The sequence below is a fragment of the Streptomyces sp. NPDC052701 genome, assembly GCF_040678355.1.
Classification (GTDB): domain Bacteria; phylum Actinomycetota; class Actinomycetes; order Streptomycetales; family Streptomycetaceae; genus Streptomyces.
The window spans coordinates 53,045-73,737 of record NZ_JBFATO010000038.1 but is presented as its reverse complement, the minus strand read 5'-3'; the positions used below and the strand labels follow the sequence as shown (position 1 = coordinate 73,737).

The following is a 20,693-nucleotide window of genomic DNA, read 5'->3' as shown; positions in this document are numbered from 1 at the left end:
TCTCTCGGTCTTCAGCAGACGTATCGACGCGGACAATTTTATTGGCTGCTTCGACGTCCAATTGCTTCTCGGCTGAGTCTTCTTCTTCCTTGTCTTCAGTGGAAGTCGTTTCCATGAGAGTACGGAAACCCTCATGGTCCTTCATGAGCTTGTTGAATGTGTCAACTGCGCGGATCTTGCCGTTATCCACGCCGCCGCCCTCGTACGGGCCGCACGAACCGGCGGTCCCGGGCCGCTCCCTCGTGAACCGCTGTGGGTCTGGCGGAGGACGCCGGTGGCCGAGCGCCGACGCGGGCATGGCGCGGCGTACGACGCGTTGAACGGCGGAAAGGCCGATGTGCCCCGGCTGCGGCGGGTGCCGGCCGGCCTTCCGCGGTCCGGCCGCCCCCCGAGTCCGCCGTCGTGCCCCTTGGCGCTCCCCGCCCACCACCGCCCGGCCGGAAAAGACTTGGACTCCGTAGTCACCGGCGCGGGACACTTCCGGACTCGACCCGTAACTCCACACATCCGTTGCGGTGATGGCCCCTGCCCGCACGCGCGCGTGGCGGGCGGCCACAGGACGACACAGGGGTGGAATGGAAACGCCTGGAACACGCGGGGTTCAGCCGGGCAGGCGCTCGGTGCTTCTGGCACTTCGGTACTACGGACGGGAGTTGTCCCGGCTGCGCAGGTGGACGGCTCCCGCCATGTTGCTGTCGGCGCTGGGCAACGTCGGCATCAACTACGTCGCGCCGCTGATCGTCGCCAAGCTCGTCGGCGACCTCGCCGGCGGCAAGGACGTCACGGTCGCCTCGGCACTGCCGTTCGTGCTCGGCTTCGCCGGTGTCCTGCTGCTCGCGGAGGCGCTGTGGCGGATCGCCCTGCACTGCCTCAACCGGCTCGACGCCCTCGGCATCGAGCGCCTGTACGTGATCGGGCTGGACGAACTGTTCGCCAAGGACGCCGCGTTCTTCCACGACAACTTCGCCGGCTCGCTGACCAAGCGGGTCCTCAGCTTCGCCTCACGCTTCGAGCCGTTCGTGGACACGCTGACGTTCCAGATCGTCGGCAGCTTCGTGCCACTGGCGTTCGGGGCGGTGGTGCTGTGGCGCTACGAACCGCTGCTCGTCGTCGGCCTGCTGGTGATGATCACGCTCACGGCGGTGCTGGTCGGGCCCCTCGTGCGGCGGCGGCAAGCGCTCGTCGACCAGCGTGAGGAGGCGATCGCCCGGGTGGCGGGCCATGTCGCCGACAGTCTGATGAACATGGACACGGTGCGGGCGTTCGCCGCCGAGGAGCGCGAGGCGGCCGAGCACCGTGCCCGGGTCGCGGTGTCGCGCAGGCTCACCCTGCGGTCGTGGGACTACGGCAATCTGCGCATCGACACGCTGGTCGCGCCGATGTCCGTGCTCACCAACGCGATGGGCCTGCTGCTCGCCGTCATGCTCGGCGGGGGCGCGCACGGTGTGGAGGCGATCGTGGTCGCCTTCGCCTACTACAACAACGCGACCCGGATCATGTTCGAGTTCAACCAGATCTACCGTCGGCTGGAGAGTTCGATGACGGAGGCCGCGCAGTTCACGGAACTGCTCCTGACTCCGCCGACCGTCCTCGACCCGCCCGAACCGGAACCGCTGCGGCCGCGGAGCGCCGACGTCCGCTTCGAGAAGGTGACCTTCGCCCACCGGGGCGGCCGGCCCCTGTTCGAGGGTCTCGACCTGACCGTGCCGAGCGGGGCGAAAGTCGGCCTCGTCGGCCGGTCCGGCGGCGGCAAGACCTCGCTCACCCGGCTGCTGTTGCGGATGACCGACATCGACGGCGGGCGCATCCTGGTCGGAGGCCAGGACATCAGCCGGCTGCGCCAGGCCGACCTGCGCGGTCAGATCGCCTACGTGCCGCAGGACCCGGCGATGTTCCACCGCACCCTGCGGGACAACATCGCGTTCGCCCGGCCGGAAGCCACCGACGCCGAGATCCGCCGCGCGGCCGAGGCGGCCCATGTCACGGAGTTCGCCGACGCGCTGCCGGACGGCTTCGACACCATGGTGGGCGAGCGCGGCGTCAAGCTGTCGGGCGGTCAACGCCAGCGCGTCGCCCTCGCACGGGCGATCCTGCGCGACGCGCCGATCCTGCTGCTGGACGAGGCGACCAGCGCCCTGGACTCCGAGAGCGAACTGCTCGTCCAGGAGGCGCTGTGGCGGCTCATGGACGGGCGGACCGCGCTGGTGGTGGCGCACCGGCTGAGCACGGTCGCCGGCATGGACCAGCTCGTCGTCCTCGACCGCGGGCGGATCGTCGAGCAGGGCAGCCATCAGGAACTGCTCGCGCTCGACGGCGCCTACGCCAAGCTGTGGCAGCACCAGTCGGGCGGCTTCCTCGACGACACGGCCGGGCGGGGCGAGGTGCGGTAGCGCCGGCTCGGGCGCGGGCCGCTCCCAGGCCGACATGCTCGACGCCCCGGACCAGGAGAAGGGTCCGGCCCTGACCGATGCGCCACCGGGGCCGGCCGGAGCACACCCGTCCGCCCCCGCCGGCCGACGACCGCGTTTGAGCCACCAGAGGCGAATGTGGCGCAATCACACATTGCCGCCCCGTTGCGCGGCGAGCAGCCTGGAGGGCGCGGGAGCGCTCCCATGCTGTCGAACCCCGCAGGGGAACGGTCGCGCTTGTTGCCCGAGAGAAGCACCGCCGCCCTGCAAGCGTCCTCGCCTCCGGAGCCGACATGCCACGACGCCGCTGGACCGGGCCCCTTCTGCTGGCCCTCCTGCTGACCGCCCTGACCCCACTGCCCGCCGCGGCGGCCGAGCCTCCCGCGACGGCCGAGCCTCCCGCGGCGGCCGAGTCCTCCGCGGCGGCCGGGCCTTCCGCGGCAAAGACTTCGGCCGTGCCCCTGCCGTCGCTCAGCGCGACCACCACCCAGGTCGCCTCCGGGCTGAGACGGCCCACCGCCATCGCCGCCCCCGACGACGGCACGGACCGGCTGTTCATCACCGAGAAGCGCGGCACCGTCCGCGTCTACCACCCGGACACCGGCCTGGCCTCGGCTCCGCTGGCCGACATCACCTCGGCCGTGGACGAGTCCGGCAACGAACGCGGCCTGCTCGGCATCGCCCTCCCGCCCGACTTCGCCGAAAGCCAGGACCTGTATGTGGCGTACACGGCCCTGCCCGACGGCGCGGTCACCCTCGCCCGCTACCGGCTCGACGAGTCCCGCCTGGAGGTCCTCCTCTCCCAGGAACACGCCGAGTACAGCAACCACAACGGCGGCCAGCTGGCGTTCGGCCCCGACGGCAACCTGTACTGGAGCATCGGCGACGGCGGCGGCTCCGGCGACCCCTTCGAGTCCGGCCAGCGGCTGGACACTCTCCTGGGCAAGATCCTGCGCATCGACGTGCGCCGGGCCTGCGGCACGCTTCCCTACTGCGTCCCCGCCGACAACCCCTTCGTCGACACGGCCGGCGCCCGCGAGGAGATCTGGCTCTACGGCCTGCGCAACCCGTGGCGGTTCTCCTTCGACGAGGCCGACGGCTCGATGTGGATCGGCGACGTCGGCCAGGGCCGCTGGGAGGAGATCGACCACCTCGCGCGCGGTGAGGGCGGGGCGAACCTCGGCTGGTCCTGCTACGAGGGCCTGGAGAAGTTCGAGGGCGGCGACTGCGCGCCCGGCGAGACGTACACCGAGCCGGTCTTCACGTACTCCCCGTACACCGGCGGCTGTTCGGTCATCGGCGGCCACGTCTACCGGGGCGAGGAGTACGCGGACCTGGTCACCGGCACGTACATCGCCACCGACTACTGCTCCTCGACCGTGTGGGCGCTGCGCCCCGACGGCGCGGGCGGCTACGAGCAGGCCGAGATCGGGGAGATGCCCACCCAGGTGACGTCCATCGGCACGACCGCCGACGGGGAGTTCTACGTCGTCAACGACCTGCCCGGCGGCCTGCACCGGGTGTCGTTCGCCCAGGAGGAACCCGCCTGCCGGGTGGACCGCACCGTGAAGGCCTGGGGCACCGGCATGACGGTCGACCTCACCGTCACCAACACCGGCAGCACCCCGGTCGACGGCTGGACGCTGCGGTTCCCGCTGGCCCTCGGGCAGACCGTGGTCTCCGACTGGAACACGGACCTGACCCAGGGCAGCAACGTGATCACGGCGACCGACGCCTCGCACAACGCCACGATCGCGCCCGGCGCGAGCGTCACCCTCGGCTACCTCGCCGACCACACCGGGGACACGTCACCGCCACCGCGCTTCACCCTGAACGGTGACGCCTGCGCCATCGGCCGCTGAGCCGACGGGCCCGCGTGCGGCGGAGTCGGAACCGCGGCTCGCCGCCGCCGGCGCAGAGGGCCGTCCCGCACATGAGGCTGCTGTCCGCCGAGGCGAGGAAGACCACGGCGGCGGCGCCCCCTCCGGACGGCCCGTCCGGCCGATCGGCACCCCCGCCGCGAGGTCCGCCTCGACGGCGGCGGCGTTCCCCGCGCCGACGGCGGTGTCGATCCCGGGTGTGCCGATGTCCTGGGGAAGGCTGCCACGTACTTCGCCGGGGAGACGCGCTGGCGGACCGCTTCCGGTTCGTCGCGGTCCGCCAGCGCCGTTGCGGCGTGAAGCGGCTGTGCACCATCCCCGGCACCGCCCCTCCGGCTTCCACTGCCGGCGCCGCACCGCCGCGGACCGGGCCGCCGGCGCCCGGCCGAGCTCCGCGGCGACCAGGGATGCGACTGCGGTCATCTGCGCCGACGGCTGCGCAGGCGGGCATCCGCCGCCGCATCGCGCCTCCTTGTCCGCCCCCACCGGCTCACCGAATGGGACGTCCCTCCACCGCGGCAGCCCTCCGGGGGCGTGGGCGCCACAGATCGCGGCGACGATCACCGGCAGCTCCTTGTCAGGTGACGGCAGCTGTGGGAGAACAGGGCCGGATCGCGCTCCGCGGCCGGAGCGCGCCGGGATCAGCGTCCGTTCATACGCAGCACAGCGACGGCGCCGACCGTCGTGTAGCCACGCCATTCGAGTGATGCGGCGGCCGAATAGCTGGTGAAGTCGACTGCCCATCCGCCGTCTTGCTGCTGCCCGCGTTCAAGACGGTCGAGGTCGTCCGACACGGCTTGGGGGTCGAGCAGGCCGCGGATCGGCCGCCCGGGCTCGGGCGAGTAGTCGAGGAGATGAAGCGTCTCGCCCTCGGCCCCGCCGACGACGGCGAGTGCCCCGTCCTTCGGGACGAACTGCCCGAGGTGGTCGAGCAGGTCAAGCGCCTCCGGGTGGGTGTCGGCTGCGATGTCGAGGAACTGGAGCGCGAAGGAGAGCACGTACGCGAAGGGAGCTTCGTCGATCCGGCGGATCGCGTCGAAGCAGTAGCGCGTCGCCGTCGCCAGCCATGGATGGTCTCGTACGGTCTCGTCCCAGCGCGCGGCGCGATACGCCTGCGTCGCCACCGCGGCCGTGATTTGCAGCGATGACTCCGAGGGATCCGCTTGCACCCAGAACGGGGCGCACGCCACGGGGTCGCTGATCGGGAGCGCGAACGGCAGCCCGCCGTCGGGCAGGGTCACCGAGTCCAGCCAGTCGAGGAGGGCTGCGGTGTGCGGCGAGGTCGCGGGGCCGGCGTCGGCGAGCGCCTCGAGCGCGTGCTGGGCGCCTCCCGGCTGGCTCTCCGGTGCGCGAAGGTCCGGTTCGAGTCCCCATCCGTAGCCGCCATCGGGGTTTCGGTAGGCGTCGAGTCCGTGGATGACGGCCTGGCGAGCCGCGTCGCTGCCGGTGACGACGGCCTCGAAGCGCCGCTGATCGAGAACTCGTGCGTGCGAGGCCATGAACGCTCTCGCTCGACCCAGATTCATGCTCATACGAGAACCCTGTCATCCGTCGGCTGCGTCGGGCTTGAACGAAACGGCCAGTCGAGGGGAACGGGCCCGAAGCCGGAAAGGACGAGCGTTGAAGGGGACGCCATCCTGCCGGGAGCGGCTGGGACGTGTCCGGCCGGTCATGTGACTACTCTGCGGTCGTGTCGTTGATGTGGGCATGGGGCGGGGTGATCTGACGGATGCCGAGTGGGAAGGGCTGTGGCCGTTCCTGCCGGTCAGCAACAGGCGTTGTGGCAGGTGGCGGGATCACCGGCAGGTGATCGACGGGATTCTGCACCGGGTGCGGACCGGCGTTCAGTGGCGTGACCTGCCCGAACGGTTCGGCCCGTGGAAGACCGCCTGTGAACGCCACCGGCTGTGGTCCGCCGACGGCACGCGGGAGCGTCTGCTCCAGCAGGTCCAGGCCGCGGCGGACGCGGCAGGCGAGATCGACTGGGGCATCTCGGTCGACTCCACCATCGTCCGCGCGCATCGGCACGCGGCCGGCGCCCGCAGCGACCCGCCGTCGGCCCTCGCGTCGAAGGGGGCCGACGAGGTGGAACACCAGGACGAAACGCCGTGGCAGAGTCTGGTCGCCCGCCTGGTGGAGGTGAGGGCCCGGGCCGCTCGCGCGGCGGGTTCACCAGCAAACTCCACCTGAGCGCGGACGGCCGCTGCCGCCCGCTGCCCCTGATCGTCACCGCAGGCCGGCGAGCGGAGTGCACCCAGTTCAAGCCCGTCCTGGACAAGATCCGCGTGCCCCGGCCAGGGCCGGGCAGACCCCGCAAGAGGCCGGACAGTCCCGCCGCCGACAAGGCCTACAGCAACGGCCCCGTCCGCGAATACCTGCGGCGACGCGGAATCCGGCACACGATCCCGGAGAAGACCGACAGCCAGGCCACCCGCCTGCGCAAAGGCTCACGCGGCGGACGGCCACCAGACTTCGACGAGGACCGCTACAAGAAGCGCAACACCGTCGAACGAGCGATCAACCGCCTGAGACAGCACCGGGCCGTCGCCACCCGCTATGACAAGCGCGGCTACCCCTACCTCGGCACCGCGACCCCGGCGGCCCTCACCGTCTGGCTACGAACTTGACCGGCCGGACAAGTCCTAGCCGAGGACCTGTTGCAGAAGGCGCTGGCCAAGGTGTGGCCGAAGTGGCCCCGTATCGCGCGGGAACACCCGGAGGCGTACGTCCGCAAGACGCTGCTCACCACACACGCCTCGTGGTGGCAGCGCCGCTGGCGGGGCGAGGTGCCGCACGGCGAGGTCCCCGACCGGCCCGCGGGCGGGGACCCGTTCACCGGCGTCGACCTGGAGCAGGCGCTGTCGGTCACTGTGCGGCAACTGCCACCGCGGCAGCGCGCGGTGCTCGTACTGCGCTACTTCGAGGACCTTTCCATCGAAGAGACGGCGGACGTCCTCGGGTGCCGGCCGGGCACGGTCAAGAGCCAGGCTGCCAAGGCCCTGCGGACCCTGCGAGGGCTGCTCGACGGCCCCTCCTCCGCCCCGGCCGACGGTCACCGGCCACAGGAGCGCGGACCGCGCTCCGCGAGCGGAAGGGGAGGGCGGTCCCGTGCCTGATGTCGAAGACGGGCTGACCCCCGTGCGCGAACCGGCCGAAGTGCGGGCGCTGCTGGAGCGTGCCGTGCCGCAGCTGACCGCTCCCGCGGACCGTATGCGCCGGATCCGGCACCGTGTCCGGCGACGCCGGCGCAGACGGACGGCCGCGGCCGCCGCCGTGGCCCTGGCGGCGGCAGCGATCGCCGTGTGGCCCGGCACCGACTGGCCGCCGGGCCGGGAGCCGGCTTCCGTGCCGCCGGCCGCAACTGCATCCGCGGACATGCGCGAGTGGTTCGTACGGTTTCCCGATGCCGGGAACCTAGTCCTGACGCTGCCGGACGGCTGGCAGGCGCGCACGGTGCCGAGAACGGACCGCCCGACTATGGTCTACGCCGCTACGCAGCCCCTCTCCCCCGGCGCCGTCGAACCCGGCTGCGCCGAAGGCGTCGCGCACCGCAGGGACGCCTTCGCCTGCGCGCCGCTGACCGCTCTGGAGCGCGGTGGCGCCGTCGTCGCCTTCGTACCGGTCGAGGCCCCGGACACAACTCTGCCCCTGACGTCCACGTTGTCGCCGGCGGCCGCACTCGGCGAGGCGTGCGGGGGCCTGGGCGGACGGCTCGAGTACCCCGCCCGGTCCGTAGTTCGGTCCGCGGACGGTGCCTCCGCCCTCCAGGTGAGCATCTGCCTGGGCGAGCCTTCGACCCGGCCCTACGCCGCCGACAGCGGAGTCCCGTCGATGCCGTCCGCTTCCCCCGGCGGCCGCGGCGGGCGGCCGGACGGCCCCGTGCCCGGCTTCACCGTCGCCCCGTCGGCCGGTTCTCCGGACGCCTGGACCCACGTGCTGCAACAGGTGCAGACGCTCATCAGCACGGTCCGCTACGGCTGACCCGCCAACTGCCTCTTTTCCATCTCCTTTTCGCGAAGAGTTCCTCAGTCATGCCCATACGCCCCGGACGCCCGCTCCCCGCGGCCGTCTCCCTGAGTGACGTACTCCTGGTGAGCGGCTGCGTTTCGTCCGCCGATGGCACGGGAGCGGCAGCGCCGGCCGCTACCGCCCAGGCTGGCGTTGCCGGCCGGCCGGTGGTGCCCGATGCGCGGCCCCGGCCGGCACGGAGTGAAGCGCCCTTGCCCGGTGTGGGAGCGGCCATGCTCGACGACATCCCCGCCACATCCCGTCAGGTGCTGCTCGTCACCGGCGACGGCGCGGATGAGAACACCGCCACGGCCGTGTTGTACGAGCGCACCGCCGCTGGCTGAGAACCGGCAGCGGGGCCCTGGCCCGCGCACAACGCGCTGAAGGGCTGGACCGACGACCACCGTCTGGGCGATCTACGCTCGCCCATCGGCGTCTTCGGGCTCACCGACGCGGGCGGCCTGCTCCCCGACCCGGGCACGCGTCTGCCCTACGACCATTCCTCGGCGTTCAGCATCTCCGGCATCGGGTTCGAAGGGGAGCCGTTGGCGGGCTCGTTCGACTACGTGGTCGCCCTCGACTACAACCGCAAGCCGGGGACCACACCGCTGGACTGGACCCGGCCGCTCGGTGAGGACAAGGGCGGTGGCATTTGAGTGCACGTGGACCACGACGGGCCCACCCAGGGCTGCGTCAGCATCGCCGAAGGGCACATGAAGGAACTGCTGCTCGCCCTCGACCCGGCCCTTAATCCCGTCATCGTCATGGGGGACGCGGCCGCACTGGCCCGCTGAGCACTGACCCGGACCGGCCCGGACCGCGGATCGGTCGCGCCGGATCAGCGGTCCGGGGCGGTGGTCAGTGCGTCGACCAGTTGCCGGGCCCGGGTCTCCTCCCCGAGCAGGAGCGCCACCAGCGGACCGGTGCCTCCGTCGTCGGCGGTCCGCGCCGCCCCCGGCCCCGCCACCTGGTCGAAGTACCGCTCGGCGGGCCGCGCGTCGGCCGTCAGGCGGATGCGCCCACCGGTCAGGACGGCGTGCGTCAAGGCATAGCCCAGGCCCAGGCCTGCCAGCCGCTCGCCGCCCGCGAAGCGAAGGGCGAAGGCGGAGCGCTCCGCCCCCGTCAGATGCGGATACCGGAGCGCGACCTCGTGGGTGGCCAGGACCGCCAGTAGGACGTGCTCCGTGCGCACCGCGTCGTCGCCAAGTCCACGTGCCTGTTCGTAGCTCTCCTGCCTGACCCACTCGACCGGCCTCGACGCCCAGTTGACCCCGCCGCTGCGGATCAGCCATCGCTTCCAGGGGGGCATGTGACGGTAGGGGCGGCGGCCGAGGAGGGCGTCGCGAGTGGCGTGCAACAGGGGGGTGAGGTCATCCTCTCGCGGGCTGCCGGCGCCGCCGTCGAGCCGGGCGCGTATCGCCTGCGGTGCGACGCCGCAGGCTGCCAGTGTCTCCACCGCACGGTTGTCGTCCTCCAGCAGGCCCCGCAGCAGGTGCACCGCGCCGAATTTCGCCGCGCCGTCCCGCCGGGCGTGTTCCATCGCTGCGGTCAGCGCCTTGGCCGCGGCCCCTGTGAAGCGGACGCGCCGGTCGCCGTCATCCCCGAGGACGTCCGGCGCGGCCACGCTCGTGCCGGCGTCGTCGTCACCGCTCCAGGCGCCGTCACGGCCCTCCCGGTCCCGCAGCACCACGAGGAGTGCGACCTTGGTCGCGCCCTCGTCCGCGAGTGCTTCGCGTGCGGGCCCCTTGACCGTGGTGAGTCCGGCGAGCAGGTGCTCGGTACCGATGGGGTCTTCGGCCGTTGCCCGGGCGCCGCGGGCAGCCCCCAGGACTCCCACGGTCCTCCACTCCGGCTCCTTGATCGCTTCCATGTGGTCCTTCCTTTTCTTGTCGGTTCCGGTCCGCGGCCTCGCAGGCCAGGGCTCTCGGCCCGTGCGGGCCGTGCCGCTCACTGTGCCGGGCGCTCGTCGGTATCGGGGCGTACGAACGACGCGGCCGGTGCGCTGGATCCGTGAGGCGGTGCCGGAAGGAGTCCGGAGCCGTGCGGTGCCGTGGCCGTCGGCGCCGGGTACGGACCGGCGGTGTACGCGACGGGTGAGGGGTAGTGCGGCAGGGTCGACAGCGGCGCGGGACGGGCGACGACCGCGGTGACGGGCGTGGCGAGGCGCTGCGGCGGTTTGCGGCGTGCGAGCCACAACACCGCGGCGGCGTACAGCAGGCTCGTCATGGTGTCGATGGCGGCGATCTGCCAGGGCAGGTCGGCTGCTGTCTCGTCGGAGGCCAAACCGTCGACGGCTGTGGCGGCGAGACCGAAGCCCATCAGGTTGTTCAGGACGTGCAGGGCGACGGAGGCCTCCAGCCCTCCGGTGCGTATGGTCAGCCCGCCCGCGACCAGGGCGAACACCAGCAGGTCGGCGAAGCCCCACGGGGTGCCCCAGCCGTGGGCGGCGGCGAACAGCACCGCCTGCGGCAGCACCGCGCACCACGGCGAGCGCAGGAACCCGCCCACCGCCTGCATCATCCAGCCGCGGAACACGTACTCCTCGGCCGCCGCCTGCAACGGTACGAACACCGCCAGCACCGCCATCGAGGTAAGGAACGCCGGTAGACCCACCCACTGGTCCGTCGCGGTGGACTCCTCCTCGCTTGTGGGGAGGAGGGACGAGGCCACGGCGAGCAGCGCGACGGCCGGTACCGCGACCGCCAAACAGCGCATCAGCCAGCCCCAGCGCAGCCGTCCGGCCACCGACGAGACGCTGCCGGCTGGTCTGCGCTCCGTCCAGCGTACGGCCAGCAGGACCAGGGGAAGCATGAAGGCGATGTACGACAGTTCCAGCACGGTGGTGGGCAGCAGGCCGAAGTCGATCGAACCGTCCGGCAGTTCCGGTCGGCCGGAGGCCGTGCCGACGGCGTAGGAGACGGTGTCGACGACGATGACCAGCAGCAGCCAGCCGCTGGCCAGCAGCGGCAGGCCCAGCAGCGGCCGCCACCACCGGTGGCGGCCGGTGAGGCGGGCCAGCCGGTGGTACGGGAGGGACGTCGAAGCAGCAGGTGATGTCATGTCCAACAGCATTCCGCCCGCCTGTGCGCGCGGCGTCCGTCGTCGGCAGGAAAGGCATCTCTACCTCAGGTTGCAGATGCGGACCGGTACGCCGGTACCGGCACACCGCCGGCGGGCTCAGTACCTCGCGCCGGTCGGGTCGTCGGCTGTGCCGCGGGGACGGACGAGGCCCGACTCATAGGCGAGGATGGTCGCCTGCACCCGGTCACGCAGGCGGAGTTTGCCGAGCAGGGCGTTGACGTGGGACTTGACGGTGCCGGTGGTCACCCCGAGCCGGTCACCGATCTCGGCGTTGGTCAGCCCGGAGGCGATCAGCACCAGCACTTCCCGCTCCCGGGGGGTCAGACCGGCGAGCTGCCCGGAGATTTCGGGCGGTACGGGCGCCCCGCGCGCGAACTGCCCGATGAGCCGGCGGGTGACGGCCGGGGCGAGGATGCCGTCCCCGGCGGCGACCACCCGGATGGCGGCGAGGACCTCATCGGGCAGGGCGTCCTTGAGCATGAACCCGGACGAGCCGGCGCGCAGCGCCTCGTACACGTAGACGTCGAGGTCGAAGGTGGTCAGGACGAGGACCTTCGGTCTGCTCTCCAGGGCGGTGATCAGGCGGGTCGCGGTGAGGCCGTCCATGCCGGGCATGCGGATGTCCATCAACACCACGTCAGGGGCGGTTCGTTCGGCGAGGGCGACCGCTGCCGCGCCGTCACCGGCCTCGCCGACCACGGTCAGGTCGGGTTCGGCGTCGACGACGGCGGCAAACCCGGCGCGCACCACCGCCTGATCGTCGACGACCATCACGCGTACGGCGATGACGCGACCTCCTGGCTGACGGCCCGGTCCGGTGTGTCACCGGCGGGCAGGGACACGCGCAGCGTACCCGCCCGGTCGACCGTCAGTTCGCCCTCCCCCACCTCCACCTGGACGCGCAGCCGTTCGGCCACCGGTCCGGCGGCTGCCAGAAGTACCCCGGTGACCGTGAGGTGCACCCGCTCCCGGCGCCGACGCAGCGTGATCCGGACTGGTCCGCGGTCACCTGCACCGAGCGCCGCCTCCACCACCCGGTACACCGCCAGAGACACCGCTGCCGGCAGGCCCTCGGCGGCTCGGGGCAGCCCGTACGACGTCACCTTCCGCCCGGCGGCGCGCCAGGTACGGCACAGCTCGACGAGGTCGGCCGCGACCGGCTGCGGAGCGTGCCGCGCCTCCTCCCTGCCACCGCGCAGGCTGCCCAGCAATTTCCGCATCGCCGCAAGCGCCGCCCTGGCCTCGGTGGTGACGTCGTCAAGGTCCCCTGTGCCGGCTCGATCCACCATCCGCTCGGTATGTTCCAGTACCTCCCTGTGCAACTCGGTGGCAATGCGTCGGCGTTCGGCGGCGGCCTCGTCGGCGGCCCGCCGTACGGTGTCGGCGAGCGCGCCGCTCTCCCGCGTCACCACCCGCCGCCGGCGTCCGCGCGCCGCCCGGCCCACCCCCCAGGAGACGAGCAGCAGCGGGCCTGTGGCGCACAACAGCAGCAACGCCGTCCAGCCGATAGCCACCGGATCGTCCGCCGGCGAGAGCACCAGCACCCCGTCGACCACGGCCGTCACAGTCATCGCGGCCACCAGGTTCACGGTGGCGGCCAGGACCGCGCCGAGGCCGCGCACGGTGTGCCGGCCATAGGCGGCGACCGCGTACGCCGCCATCGCCTCGCTCACCACGGCGCCTGGCAGCAGGCTCGCCCAGGCCGGCGGGACCAAGCCGGAGGCGCACGCGGCGGGTACCGCCCAGGCGGTCGCGGCCACCGCGCACAGTACGGCCCAGGGAGCCTGCCGCCGCCACAGCAGGGGCAGCGCGTGCACGGTCAGCAGCGCCGCCAGTGCGAGCAGGCCGGCCGGGTCGCCGGGCAGCGCCCCTTCCACGATGGCGGAGAGCAGTGCGAAGAGCGGCACCATCACGGCGGTGAACATCAGGCAGGCGTCTGTCAGTCGCTGCTCGCGGCGCGGGGTGTGCCGCCGGGCGGGCTGGTCCGGGCGGACGGGTCCGGTGTGGTCCGGCAGGGTCGCGCACACCCGCCAGCCACCGTCCGCGGCGGGCGCCGCCGTCAGGTCGCCGCCGACGGCCGCTGCCCGTTCGTGCATGCCGGTGACGCCGTGGCCCGAGCCGAGTCCAGTGGTGGCCCGCAACCGGGCCTGGGTGGCGCGTGGCGCATCGTTGTCCACCGTCAGGCCGAGGGTGTCGCCGTCTCGCCGGATGCGGACCCGCACGGGAGCGCCGGGGGCGTGCCGCAGTGCGTTGGTGAGGGCCTCGCGGACGATGGCGAGGACGGCTTCGGCTGCGGGGCCGGCGAGGTCGTCGGGCAGGTCGGTGTCGACGGGCCGGCCGAGCCGGCCGAACGCGGCGATGAGGTCCCGCAGCCGTCCGCTCACCGGCCGCGGGTCGGGCGGCTCGGTGTCGCGCAGGACGGCGGCCAGGCGGCGCAGCGCGGTGAGGATCTCCTCACCGGTGCGCACGGCGAACGATGTGGCCTCAGCGACGAGTTCCGGCCGTCCGGCGCCGAGCCGGCGGGCCGCGTCGACCGTGACCACCACGGAGGTGAGGTGGTGGGCACTGACGTCGTGCAGTTCTCTAGCGAGCCGATGGCGCTCGGTGTCGGCGGCCCGCCGTCTGTCCTGCTCGGCCCGGGCCAGCCGGTCGGCCGCCGCCCACCGGCCCCCAAGCCACTGCCGCCGTGCTTCTCCCAATCCGGCGCACGCCACGCATAGGGCGGCGGTGATCGCCAAGTCGGTCAGCGACACCGGTACGGAGCCGGAGCGCAGGGCGCCCGGCAGCCAGCCGCATGCGACGGCGGCGGCGGTGACGAGCGCGGTGACCCGTCCGCCGCGGCGCACCGCCACGGAGTAAAGAGCTGCGAACGCGCCGATGTTGCTGAAGTGCTCCGGGGCGGTCGTGGTGCCGATGACCGTTCCAGCCAGGGTTCCGGCCAGGGCGCGGAGCGGATCGTGGCGGCGCCGTCCCAGTGCGACGAACTGCAGGACGAGGGCGACCGCCAGTCCGGTGGGGAGCAGCACGCCATGCGGCGGGCTGCCCGGCAGCAGCAGGGCGGTGAGAATCACCGCGTTGGGCAGCGAGAGGGCGGTAGGCAGGAGCCAGTTGCGCAAAGGTTCCATGTCGGGTGCGAGCCTAAGCAACGTATCGGGCGGGTACGGCACCGGCGTCCGTCCCCGGCGCACTGCGTACGGGCGGTATCGATTCACCTGCTATTCCCCGCCCCGGACCGGGGTCAGGACAGGGAATCCGGTGTGGCGGCGGGACGGGTGTCCGCCCGGTCGCCGCCACGTTGGCGCAGCCGGTGGTACGCCGGGGCGAGCAGCGTGGCCACGAGCAGGCCGCACGCCGCCTGGAAGGTCCAGCGGAGCCAGCCATCGGGGGCGTCCCGGATGCGGTCCAGTGGGAAGTTGAGGGGGTAGGCCATCACAGCGCCGATCAGCAGCAGCCACCAGGGGCCGGACCAGCGGCCCCTGGCGAACGCGGCGACGCCGAGGGCGAGCGCGATGACCACGGCCGTCACGACGGTGAAGAGGACAGACATGGGGGACCACTTCCTGCTCTGCCGGGCCGGTGAGCAACGGATGCGAGGGGCGTGGCAGGAGAGCCGGGCCGCGTCGCGGACGAACGCCGCGACGCGGCCAGCGGCCTGGCTGCTGCCCTGCCCACCACTGGTGGGTGTGACATCAGCATTCCGCCCGCAGACGGCCCGTTCGTCGTCCAGCGGTACGAAGCCGGTCTATGTCTCAGGGTGGAGACGGCACCCGGTGGGGGGTGGAAGCGGTGGTCAGCGTGACACGGCGTCGGCTCGTGGCGCCGGGCGCGGGACCGGCGCGCCGGACCGGGCCGGACTGGTCGGGGGCGAAAGGTCGGGCCGACCGGCGTGTGTGGCGTGCGCGATGAAGCGGTGCATGTCGGCGGTGGCTCGCTCGCGGACCCAGATCAGGTGGAGCGGCAGCCGGGGGCCGTCCGCCAGCGGGATGCTGACGGTTCCCTCGGGCCGGCCGGCGCCGTTGTCCGGTTCGACGGTGAAGGCCACGGCCTGTCCCAGCCGGACGACGGCCAGCATCTGCAGGCCGTCGCTCACTTGCGCACCCGGGCGTCCGGGCGGGCCATCGGGCCACAGGGTGGGGTCGCTCAACGATGCGCTCGCGCCCAGCCAGCGGATCACCGGGCGGATGCCGAGTGGGAAGGGCTGTGGCTGTTGCTGCCGGTCAGCAACAGGCGTTGTGGCAGGTGGCGGGATCACCGGCAGGTGATCGACGGGATTCTGCACCGGGTGCGGACCGGCGTTCAGTAGCGTGACCTGCCCGAACGGTTCGGCCCGTGGAAGACCGCCTGTGAACGCCACCGGCTGTGGTCCGCCGACGGCACGCGGGAGCGTCTGCTCCAGCAGGTCCAGGCCGCGGCGGACGCGGCAGGCGAGATCGACTGGGGCATCTCGGTCGACTCCACCATCGTCCGCGCGCATCGGCACGCGGCCGGCGCCCGCAGCGACCCGCCGTCGGCCCTCGCGTCGAAGGGGGCCGACGAGGTGGAACACCAGGACGAAACGCCGTGGCAGAGTCTGGTCGCCCGCCTGGTGGAGGTGGTGCTGGAGGTGAGGGCCCGGACCGCTCGCGCGGCGGGTTCACCAGCAAACTCCACCTGAGCGCGGACGGCCGCTGCCGCCCGCTGCCCCTGATCGTCACCGCAGGCCGGCGAGCGGAGTGCACCCAGTTCAAGCCCGTCCTGGACAAGATCCGCGTGCCCCGGCCAGGGCCGGGCAGACCCCGCAAGAGGCCGGACAGTCCCGCCGCCGACAAGGCCTACAGCAACGGCCCCGTCCGCAAATACCTGCGGCGACGCGGAATCCGGCACACGATCCCGGAGAAGGCCGACAGCCAGGCCGCCCGCCTGCGCAAAGGCTCACGCGGCGGACGGCCACCAGACTTCGACGAGGACCGCTACAAGAAGCGCAACACCGTCGAACGAGCGATCAACCGCCTGAAACAGCACCGGGCCGTCGCCACCCGCTATGACAAGCGCGGCTACCCCTACCTCGGCACCACGACCCCGGCGGCCCTCACCGTCTGGCTACGAACTTGACCGGCCGGACAAGTCCTAAGCGGCACGTGTGAGCGTGACGGGTGTCCGGCCGGTGAGCCGTTTGCTCTCACGGTTGAAGTGGGCCTGGTCGGCGTAGCCCGCTGTGGCCGCGGCATCGCGCAGCGGCAGGCCTCCTCGTGCCAAGTGGAGTGCGTGCTGGAAACGGTGGATCCGCATGAGTGTCTTGGGGCCGTAGCCGAAGAGCCGGTTGCTGAGCCGACGCAACGACCGCTCCGACAGGTCGTGGAGCTCTGCTGTCTCCCGCACGCTCAGGCCCTCGCGAGCGGCACGGTCGAGGGAGGCCGCCACACGAAGGACGGAGCGGTCCGGGTCGGCCCGCGTCCACAGGGCGAGGAAGACCCGTTCGAGGGCATCGGCCGCGTTGTCCTCGAACGACCGGCCGTCGTGCCTGGGGAGCGCGACGAGTTCCGACAACTCGACGCGCTGGTCGGTCAGTTCGTGTGCGGGCACGCCGAAAAGCGCGTAGGCCACGCCCGGGGCGAGCCGGAGGCCCCAGGTCACCTCGCAGGCATCCGTCCGCGTGGTGAACGTCCGGGTGTCGGGGCCTGCCACGACCAGACGGCCCCGGAACCACATCAGGTCCATCACGCCGTCGGGGACGATGTGTTCTTCGGGGCCGTCCGAGAGCACCCGCCACATCGTCGCGCCGGTTCGGGCACCCCGTCGTGTCGTATGGCTCCCCACGTGTCGTCCACCTCCGCACCGCGCACACCAACGATCTCGTGCATGGTAGGCAGGGGGCCTCGACGACGGCGGCGGGGCTCGGTGTTCACGTCTGCCGTACCGACGTCAGGTCCGCGGCCTGCTGACGGGACGGCAGGCCGGCGACGGCCTGGACGATGTCGCTGATGTGTTCGCGGCGGCCGAGGTGACGGGCCGGGGCCCGCCGGTTCCTCAGGCGGGCGACGTCGCGCTCCGCACACGGCGTCCGTCGGCACGGTGGTCGCCGCACACCCCGAGGACGACCGGGAGCGGCTGCGGCGGCGGAACAGACCTCGGAGCCTGCCCGGCCCCCGGTCCTGCCCGGCCCCCGGTCCTGGTCGTCCTTCGGCTCCGGCGGCACAGCGGCCCGGAGGCGGACGGCTTCAGCGACGGCTTCCGCGGCCGTGGTGTCCGCGGACACGAACGCCACCGGCGGTCCGCCCTCGTTCGGCCGACAGCGCGGGCGGCGCCTCACTCGTTGTGCGGGTGTGGACGACGAAGGGAGGGCCGTGGACCAGTGGCCGTACGGGGCGGGGCAGCAGCGCCGCGCGCTGAGGTTCCGCATCGAGACCGCCCTCGCCAGGCGCCTGGGGGTGGTGACGGGGCCGCCGGTCCGGCCCGCCCCGGCGAACTCCGGCAGGACCAGGCGGTGCGACGGCTGGTGCCGGGTTCTAGGCTTCGACCATGACCGAGAACAAGACTCCGACGCCCCGTGACGCCTTCGAGCTGCTGCTGGCCGGTAACCAGCGCTTCGTCGCCGGCACCCCCGAGCACCCCAACCAGGACGCCACCCGCCGCGCCGAGACCGCACCGTCCCAGCAGCCCTTCGCCGTGCTGTTCGGATGCTCCGACTCCCGGCTGGCCGCCGAGATCATCTTCGACCGCGGTCTGGGCGACCTGTTCGTGGTGCGCACCGCGGGCCACGTCATGGGCCCGGAGGTGCTGGGCAGCATCGAGTACGGCGTGGACGTCCTGGGCTGTCCGCTGGTCGTGGTCCTGGGCCACGACTCGTGCGGCGCGGTAGGCGCGGCGTGCGCCGCTTTGGAGAACGGCATGGCACCGGCCGGATACATCCGGGACGTCGTCGAGCGCGTGACCCCCAGCGTGCTGGCAGCACGGGCCGCCGGGCAGGTCGAGCCCGAGGAGATCCTCGCCGAGCACGTCAGGCATACCGTCGACCTGCTGCTGGACCGCTCCCGGGTGCTCGCCGAGAAGGTCTCCGCCGGCCGGGCCGCCGTGGTGGGCCTGTCCTACCGCCTGGCCGACGGCAGTGCACAGCTCGTCGCCTCCCGCGGCCTCGACGCGGCGGTCCCCGCCGCGTCCTGACCGCCCCCGGCCGCGGCGGCTCAACGTGAGTTGGCGCGGCCGGAGGACACCCGTGTGCGTGGGCGAGACACCCCTCACGTTCACCGCGTGAACATCCGTGGAAGGGCCTGCGGCGGCTCACGGAGCCGACCGCGCGCCCGGCACCGTCCCCCGCGCCGACCCGGCACACCCCGCGGATCCGCGGGGTGTGCCGGGGATGGGGAGCGGTGGCCGGGGGCGTCACCTGCCGGCCCGGGATGATCGAGCTGCTCCGGACGATCCCCGGGCACAGTGCTGCGGAGATCGGTCATGCCTGTGACTCCTGCCGCCCGGCCCGACGGCGGGTTCCTCGTCCCCGGACTTCGGCAGCGTCCCGGCCCGAGGAGTTCGGGATCCGCCCAGAACCGGATCACCGGCCGGGGTTGCGCCGACTCCCCGGTGCCGGTGCCGCGTTCCCTGATCGGGCAGGACCGGAGTCGGCCCCAGCCTGCCCGAACGCATACGGAACGGCGCCCGGGCAGGCTCCGCCGGCTCGGTCCGGCGGGTGGGGAACCCCGCGACGGCGGTGCGCCGGATGCTGCTGCCGGCACAGCGGCCGCTGTCGGGGTTGGTACGGGCAGAGGGGGCCGACTGGACCGGACCGCTCGGGGGAACGGGGGTGGTGATCTGGTCAGGGCCATGGAGGCCCGTGAAGCAGCCCGGAGCGGTGACGACCAACCGGTGGACCGCTTCGCCTCCGCTGACCACCGGGCGATTGCGCTCTGATCCGACCCCGGTCCTCCGCTGCCGAGGCAGCCCGCAATCACCTCACCCGCGCCCTGCGGCGTTTCCGCGCGTTCCAGCACGCCGTGTGCCAGTGCCGCCGCTCGTCCGCACCGCCGCGCGTGGGCCATGCCATCACATGCGGGACGCCGGAGGGGATCACATGGTCGCAGCCGGGGCAGCGGTAGGTCTCGCCCTCGGCACCCGCGCCCGCCACCCACCGCACGGTCCAGTCCTCGTCCTGCCAGACCGCCGACGGCTCCTCGGCCCGCCTGCCGGGAGGCCGGCTCATCATCCGCAACCACCACGGGTACAGCGACGTACAGGCCGACCAGGTCAGCAGTACGCCGGCCATGACCGCCACCGCGGTCTCCGGCCACCCCCGGCGAGCCACCCAGTCCCCCATCCGCGCCGCCAGATCACCGCCCGCGGCCGGGTCGACGGGCAACGCACCGGTACGCACCCACACCGCGGTGAAGGCGGCCAGCACCACCCCCGAAAGAGCCCCGAGCGTCACCCGCAGTGCGACGACCGCGCGGGAGACGTGGGTGGCGACGGTCCCCGGCGCCGCCCCCATCACCTCGGCCGTCTCGGCCTGGGTCAGTCCCAGCGCCTTGTTGCACCACACCGACCTGCGCTGCTGCGGCGGCAGGGCGTCCAACGCGGCCTCGATGTCCAGCCGCCGGTCAGCCGCGCCGCACGAGTCGGCGGCGCCGGCGGCGGTCTCCAACTGCACGTCCGCGTCCAGGGAGGCGTACCCCTGGCCGCCGCGGTAGCGCAGCACCGCGTGCCGGACCTCGTTCCTGATGGCCGCGAAGACGTACGGGCGCAGGTTCCCGATCGGCTCGGTGCGGGCCAGCACGGACGTGAGGGCGTTCTGCACGACGTCCTCGGGGTCCGCCGAGGACGGCGGGATCCCGCAGGTACGCAGCCGCTTGCGGGCGTAGCCCACCATCTGCCCGTGCCGCTCGACGACCAGCGCCCTCAGCGCCTCGGCCTGCCCCGCCCCGGGCCCCTCCCGCTCAGCCACGCCCACCCCGCTCCCCCCTACGGCGTCCCCGGCCCTCCCGGTCACCCGACTCGCCCTTGGCGCGGATCAGTGATGCCCTCCCCGCCGCGCGGTTGCGGAACGCGATGCTCTTCAGCACGCTGCTCAGCGCCGGCGCGAAGAGCAGCACCAGGAACACCACGACCCCGATACCCGTCAACTCCACCGGACTCCTCCAGTCTGCGGCCTGTCAGTGCCTCACGGTGAAGCAGCGGCCGTACGTCCTCCTGACAGTCCTCAGGGCGCCGGATTCTTTACACAGCGGCAGAAAATTTTTCGGCAGCCTCCGGGTTCGACGGGAACGGAGGACTGCCGACCGGCCGGCCGGACGGGTCACGCGCCGAGGGCCCGCTGAACCGGGTCGTCCTGGCGAGCAGGCCGGGCACA

Annotated in this window: 13 protein-coding genes and 6 pseudogenes; 8 read left to right on the top strand and 11 right to left on the bottom strand. The window is 72.7% G+C overall.

Annotated elements, in window-relative coordinates; translation table 11 throughout:
• Nucleotides 1–190: hypothetical protein (locus tag AB0L29_RS30310; RefSeq protein ID WP_365831597.1), on the bottom strand; the 190-nt coding region annotated here is incomplete at its 3' end.
• Between the two features lie 385 nt (nt 191–575).
• Here AB0L29_RS30310 and AB0L29_RS30305 point away from each other — a divergent pair.
• Both AB0L29_RS30305 and AB0L29_RS30300 read left to right on the top strand, forming a co-directional pair.
• Complete coding sequence (locus AB0L29_RS30305; protein WP_365831595.1) at nt 576–2,390, top strand: ABC transporter ATP-binding protein; 1,815 nt, start codon at nt 576–578, stop codon at nt 2,388–2,390.
• 311 nt (nt 2,391–2,701) lie between these two features.
• The gene (locus AB0L29_RS30300) at nt 2,702–4,270 is read left to right on the top strand and encodes a PQQ-dependent sugar dehydrogenase (RefSeq protein ID WP_365831593.1); all 1,569 of its coding nucleotides are present in this window, start codon (nt 2,702–2,704) and stop codon (nt 4,268–4,270) included.
• Between the two features lie 659 nt (nt 4,271–4,929).
• Here AB0L29_RS30300 and AB0L29_RS30295 read toward each other — a convergent pair.
• On the bottom strand, nt 4,930–5,820 hold the full coding sequence (locus AB0L29_RS30295) for a hypothetical protein (RefSeq protein WP_365831591.1): 891 nt from the start codon (nt 5,818–5,820) through the stop codon (nt 4,930–4,932).
• Nucleotides 5,821–5,995: 175 nt separating this feature from the next.
• Here AB0L29_RS30295 and AB0L29_RS30290 point away from each other — a divergent pair.
• From AB0L29_RS30290 to AB0L29_RS30275, 4 genes and pseudogenes are all read left to right on the top strand, one after another.
• Nucleotides 5,996–6,915 (top strand): annotated as a pseudogene (locus AB0L29_RS30290) (IS5 family transposase).
• A gap of 15 nt (nt 6,916–6,930) precedes the next feature.
• Nucleotides 6,931–7,404 (top strand): annotated as a pseudogene (locus AB0L29_RS30285) (SigE family RNA polymerase sigma factor); the annotation flags it as partial.
• Nucleotides 7,397–8,269: a hypothetical protein gene (locus AB0L29_RS30280; protein ID WP_365831589.1), complete on the top strand. Its 873-nt coding sequence runs from the start codon at nt 7,397–7,399 to the stop codon at nt 8,267–8,269. The pseudogene AB0L29_RS30285 and the gene AB0L29_RS30280, both read left to right, overlap by 8 nt.
• 50 nt (nt 8,270–8,319) lie before the next feature.
• Nucleotides 8,320–9,090: pseudogene (locus tag AB0L29_RS30275) on the top strand (hypothetical protein).
• 44 nt (nt 9,091–9,134) lie between these two features.
• Here the strand turns inward: AB0L29_RS30275 and AB0L29_RS30270 are convergent.
• The 5 genes from AB0L29_RS30270 to AB0L29_RS30250 form a co-directional block, all read right to left on the bottom strand.
• Nucleotides 9,135–10,166 carry a Clp protease N-terminal domain-containing protein gene (locus AB0L29_RS30270; RefSeq protein ID WP_365831587.1) on the bottom strand — a complete coding sequence of 344 codons (1,032 nt, stop codon included), beginning with the start codon at nt 10,164–10,166 and terminating at the stop codon, nt 9,135–9,137.
• A 77-nt stretch (nt 10,167–10,243) separates the two neighbouring features.
• Entirely contained in the window at nt 10,244–11,356 is a 1,113-nt protein-coding gene (locus AB0L29_RS30265) for a CPBP family intramembrane glutamic endopeptidase (RefSeq protein WP_365831585.1), read from the bottom strand.
• A gap of 117 nt (nt 11,357–11,473) precedes the next feature.
• Nucleotides 11,474–12,163 carry a response regulator transcription factor gene (locus AB0L29_RS30260; protein ID WP_365831603.1) on the bottom strand — a complete coding sequence of 230 codons (690 nt, stop codon included), beginning with the start codon at nt 12,161–12,163 and terminating at the stop codon, nt 11,474–11,476.
• Nucleotides 12,148–14,502 (bottom strand): histidine kinase, encoded by a 2,355-nt coding sequence (locus AB0L29_RS30255; protein WP_365831583.1) that lies wholly within the window; start codon nt 14,500–14,502, stop codon nt 12,148–12,150. The genes AB0L29_RS30260 and AB0L29_RS30255 overlap by 16 nt, the downstream gene beginning before the upstream one ends.
• A 113-nt stretch (nt 14,503–14,615) precedes the next feature.
• Nucleotides 14,616–14,924, bottom strand: coding sequence for a hypothetical protein (locus AB0L29_RS30250; RefSeq protein WP_365831581.1), 309 nt, complete (start codon nt 14,922–14,924; stop codon nt 14,616–14,618).
• 651 nt (nt 14,925–15,575) lie between these two features.
• Here AB0L29_RS30250 and AB0L29_RS30245 point away from each other — a divergent pair.
• Nucleotides 15,576–16,468: pseudogene (locus AB0L29_RS30245) on the top strand (IS5 family transposase).
• Between the two features lie 15 nt (nt 16,469–16,483).
• On the opposite strand, the gene AB0L29_RS30240 reads toward AB0L29_RS30245, so the two are convergent.
• A complete protein-coding gene (locus AB0L29_RS30240; protein ID WP_365831579.1) occupies nt 16,484–17,119 on the bottom strand; it encodes an AraC family transcriptional regulator in 636 nt (211 codons plus the stop codon).
• A 756-nt stretch (nt 17,120–17,875) separates the two neighbouring features.
• On the opposite strand from AB0L29_RS30240, the gene AB0L29_RS30235 reads away from it, so the two are divergent.
• Nucleotides 17,876–18,517, top strand: a complete 642-nt coding sequence (locus AB0L29_RS30235) for a carbonic anhydrase (RefSeq protein WP_365831577.1) — start codon at nt 17,876–17,878, stop codon at nt 18,515–18,517.
• 781 nt (nt 18,518–19,298) lie between these two features.
• On the opposite strand, the pseudogene AB0L29_RS30230 reads toward AB0L29_RS30235, so the two are convergent.
• The 3 genes and pseudogenes from AB0L29_RS30230 to AB0L29_RS30220 all read right to left on the bottom strand — a co-directional run.
• Nucleotides 19,299–19,505, bottom strand: a pseudogene (locus tag AB0L29_RS30230) (ATP/GTP-binding protein); the annotation flags it as partial.
• A gap of 279 nt (nt 19,506–19,784) precedes the next feature.
• Nucleotides 19,785–20,288, bottom strand: a pseudogene (locus tag AB0L29_RS30225) (sigma-70 family RNA polymerase sigma factor); the annotation flags it as partial.
• Nucleotides 20,281–20,472 carry a hypothetical protein gene (locus AB0L29_RS30220; RefSeq protein ID WP_365831575.1) on the bottom strand — a complete coding sequence of 64 codons (192 nt, stop codon included), beginning with the start codon at nt 20,470–20,472 and terminating at the stop codon, nt 20,281–20,283. The pseudogene AB0L29_RS30225 and the gene AB0L29_RS30220, both read right to left, overlap by 8 nt.
• Nucleotides 20,473–20,693 lie beyond the last annotated feature (221 nt).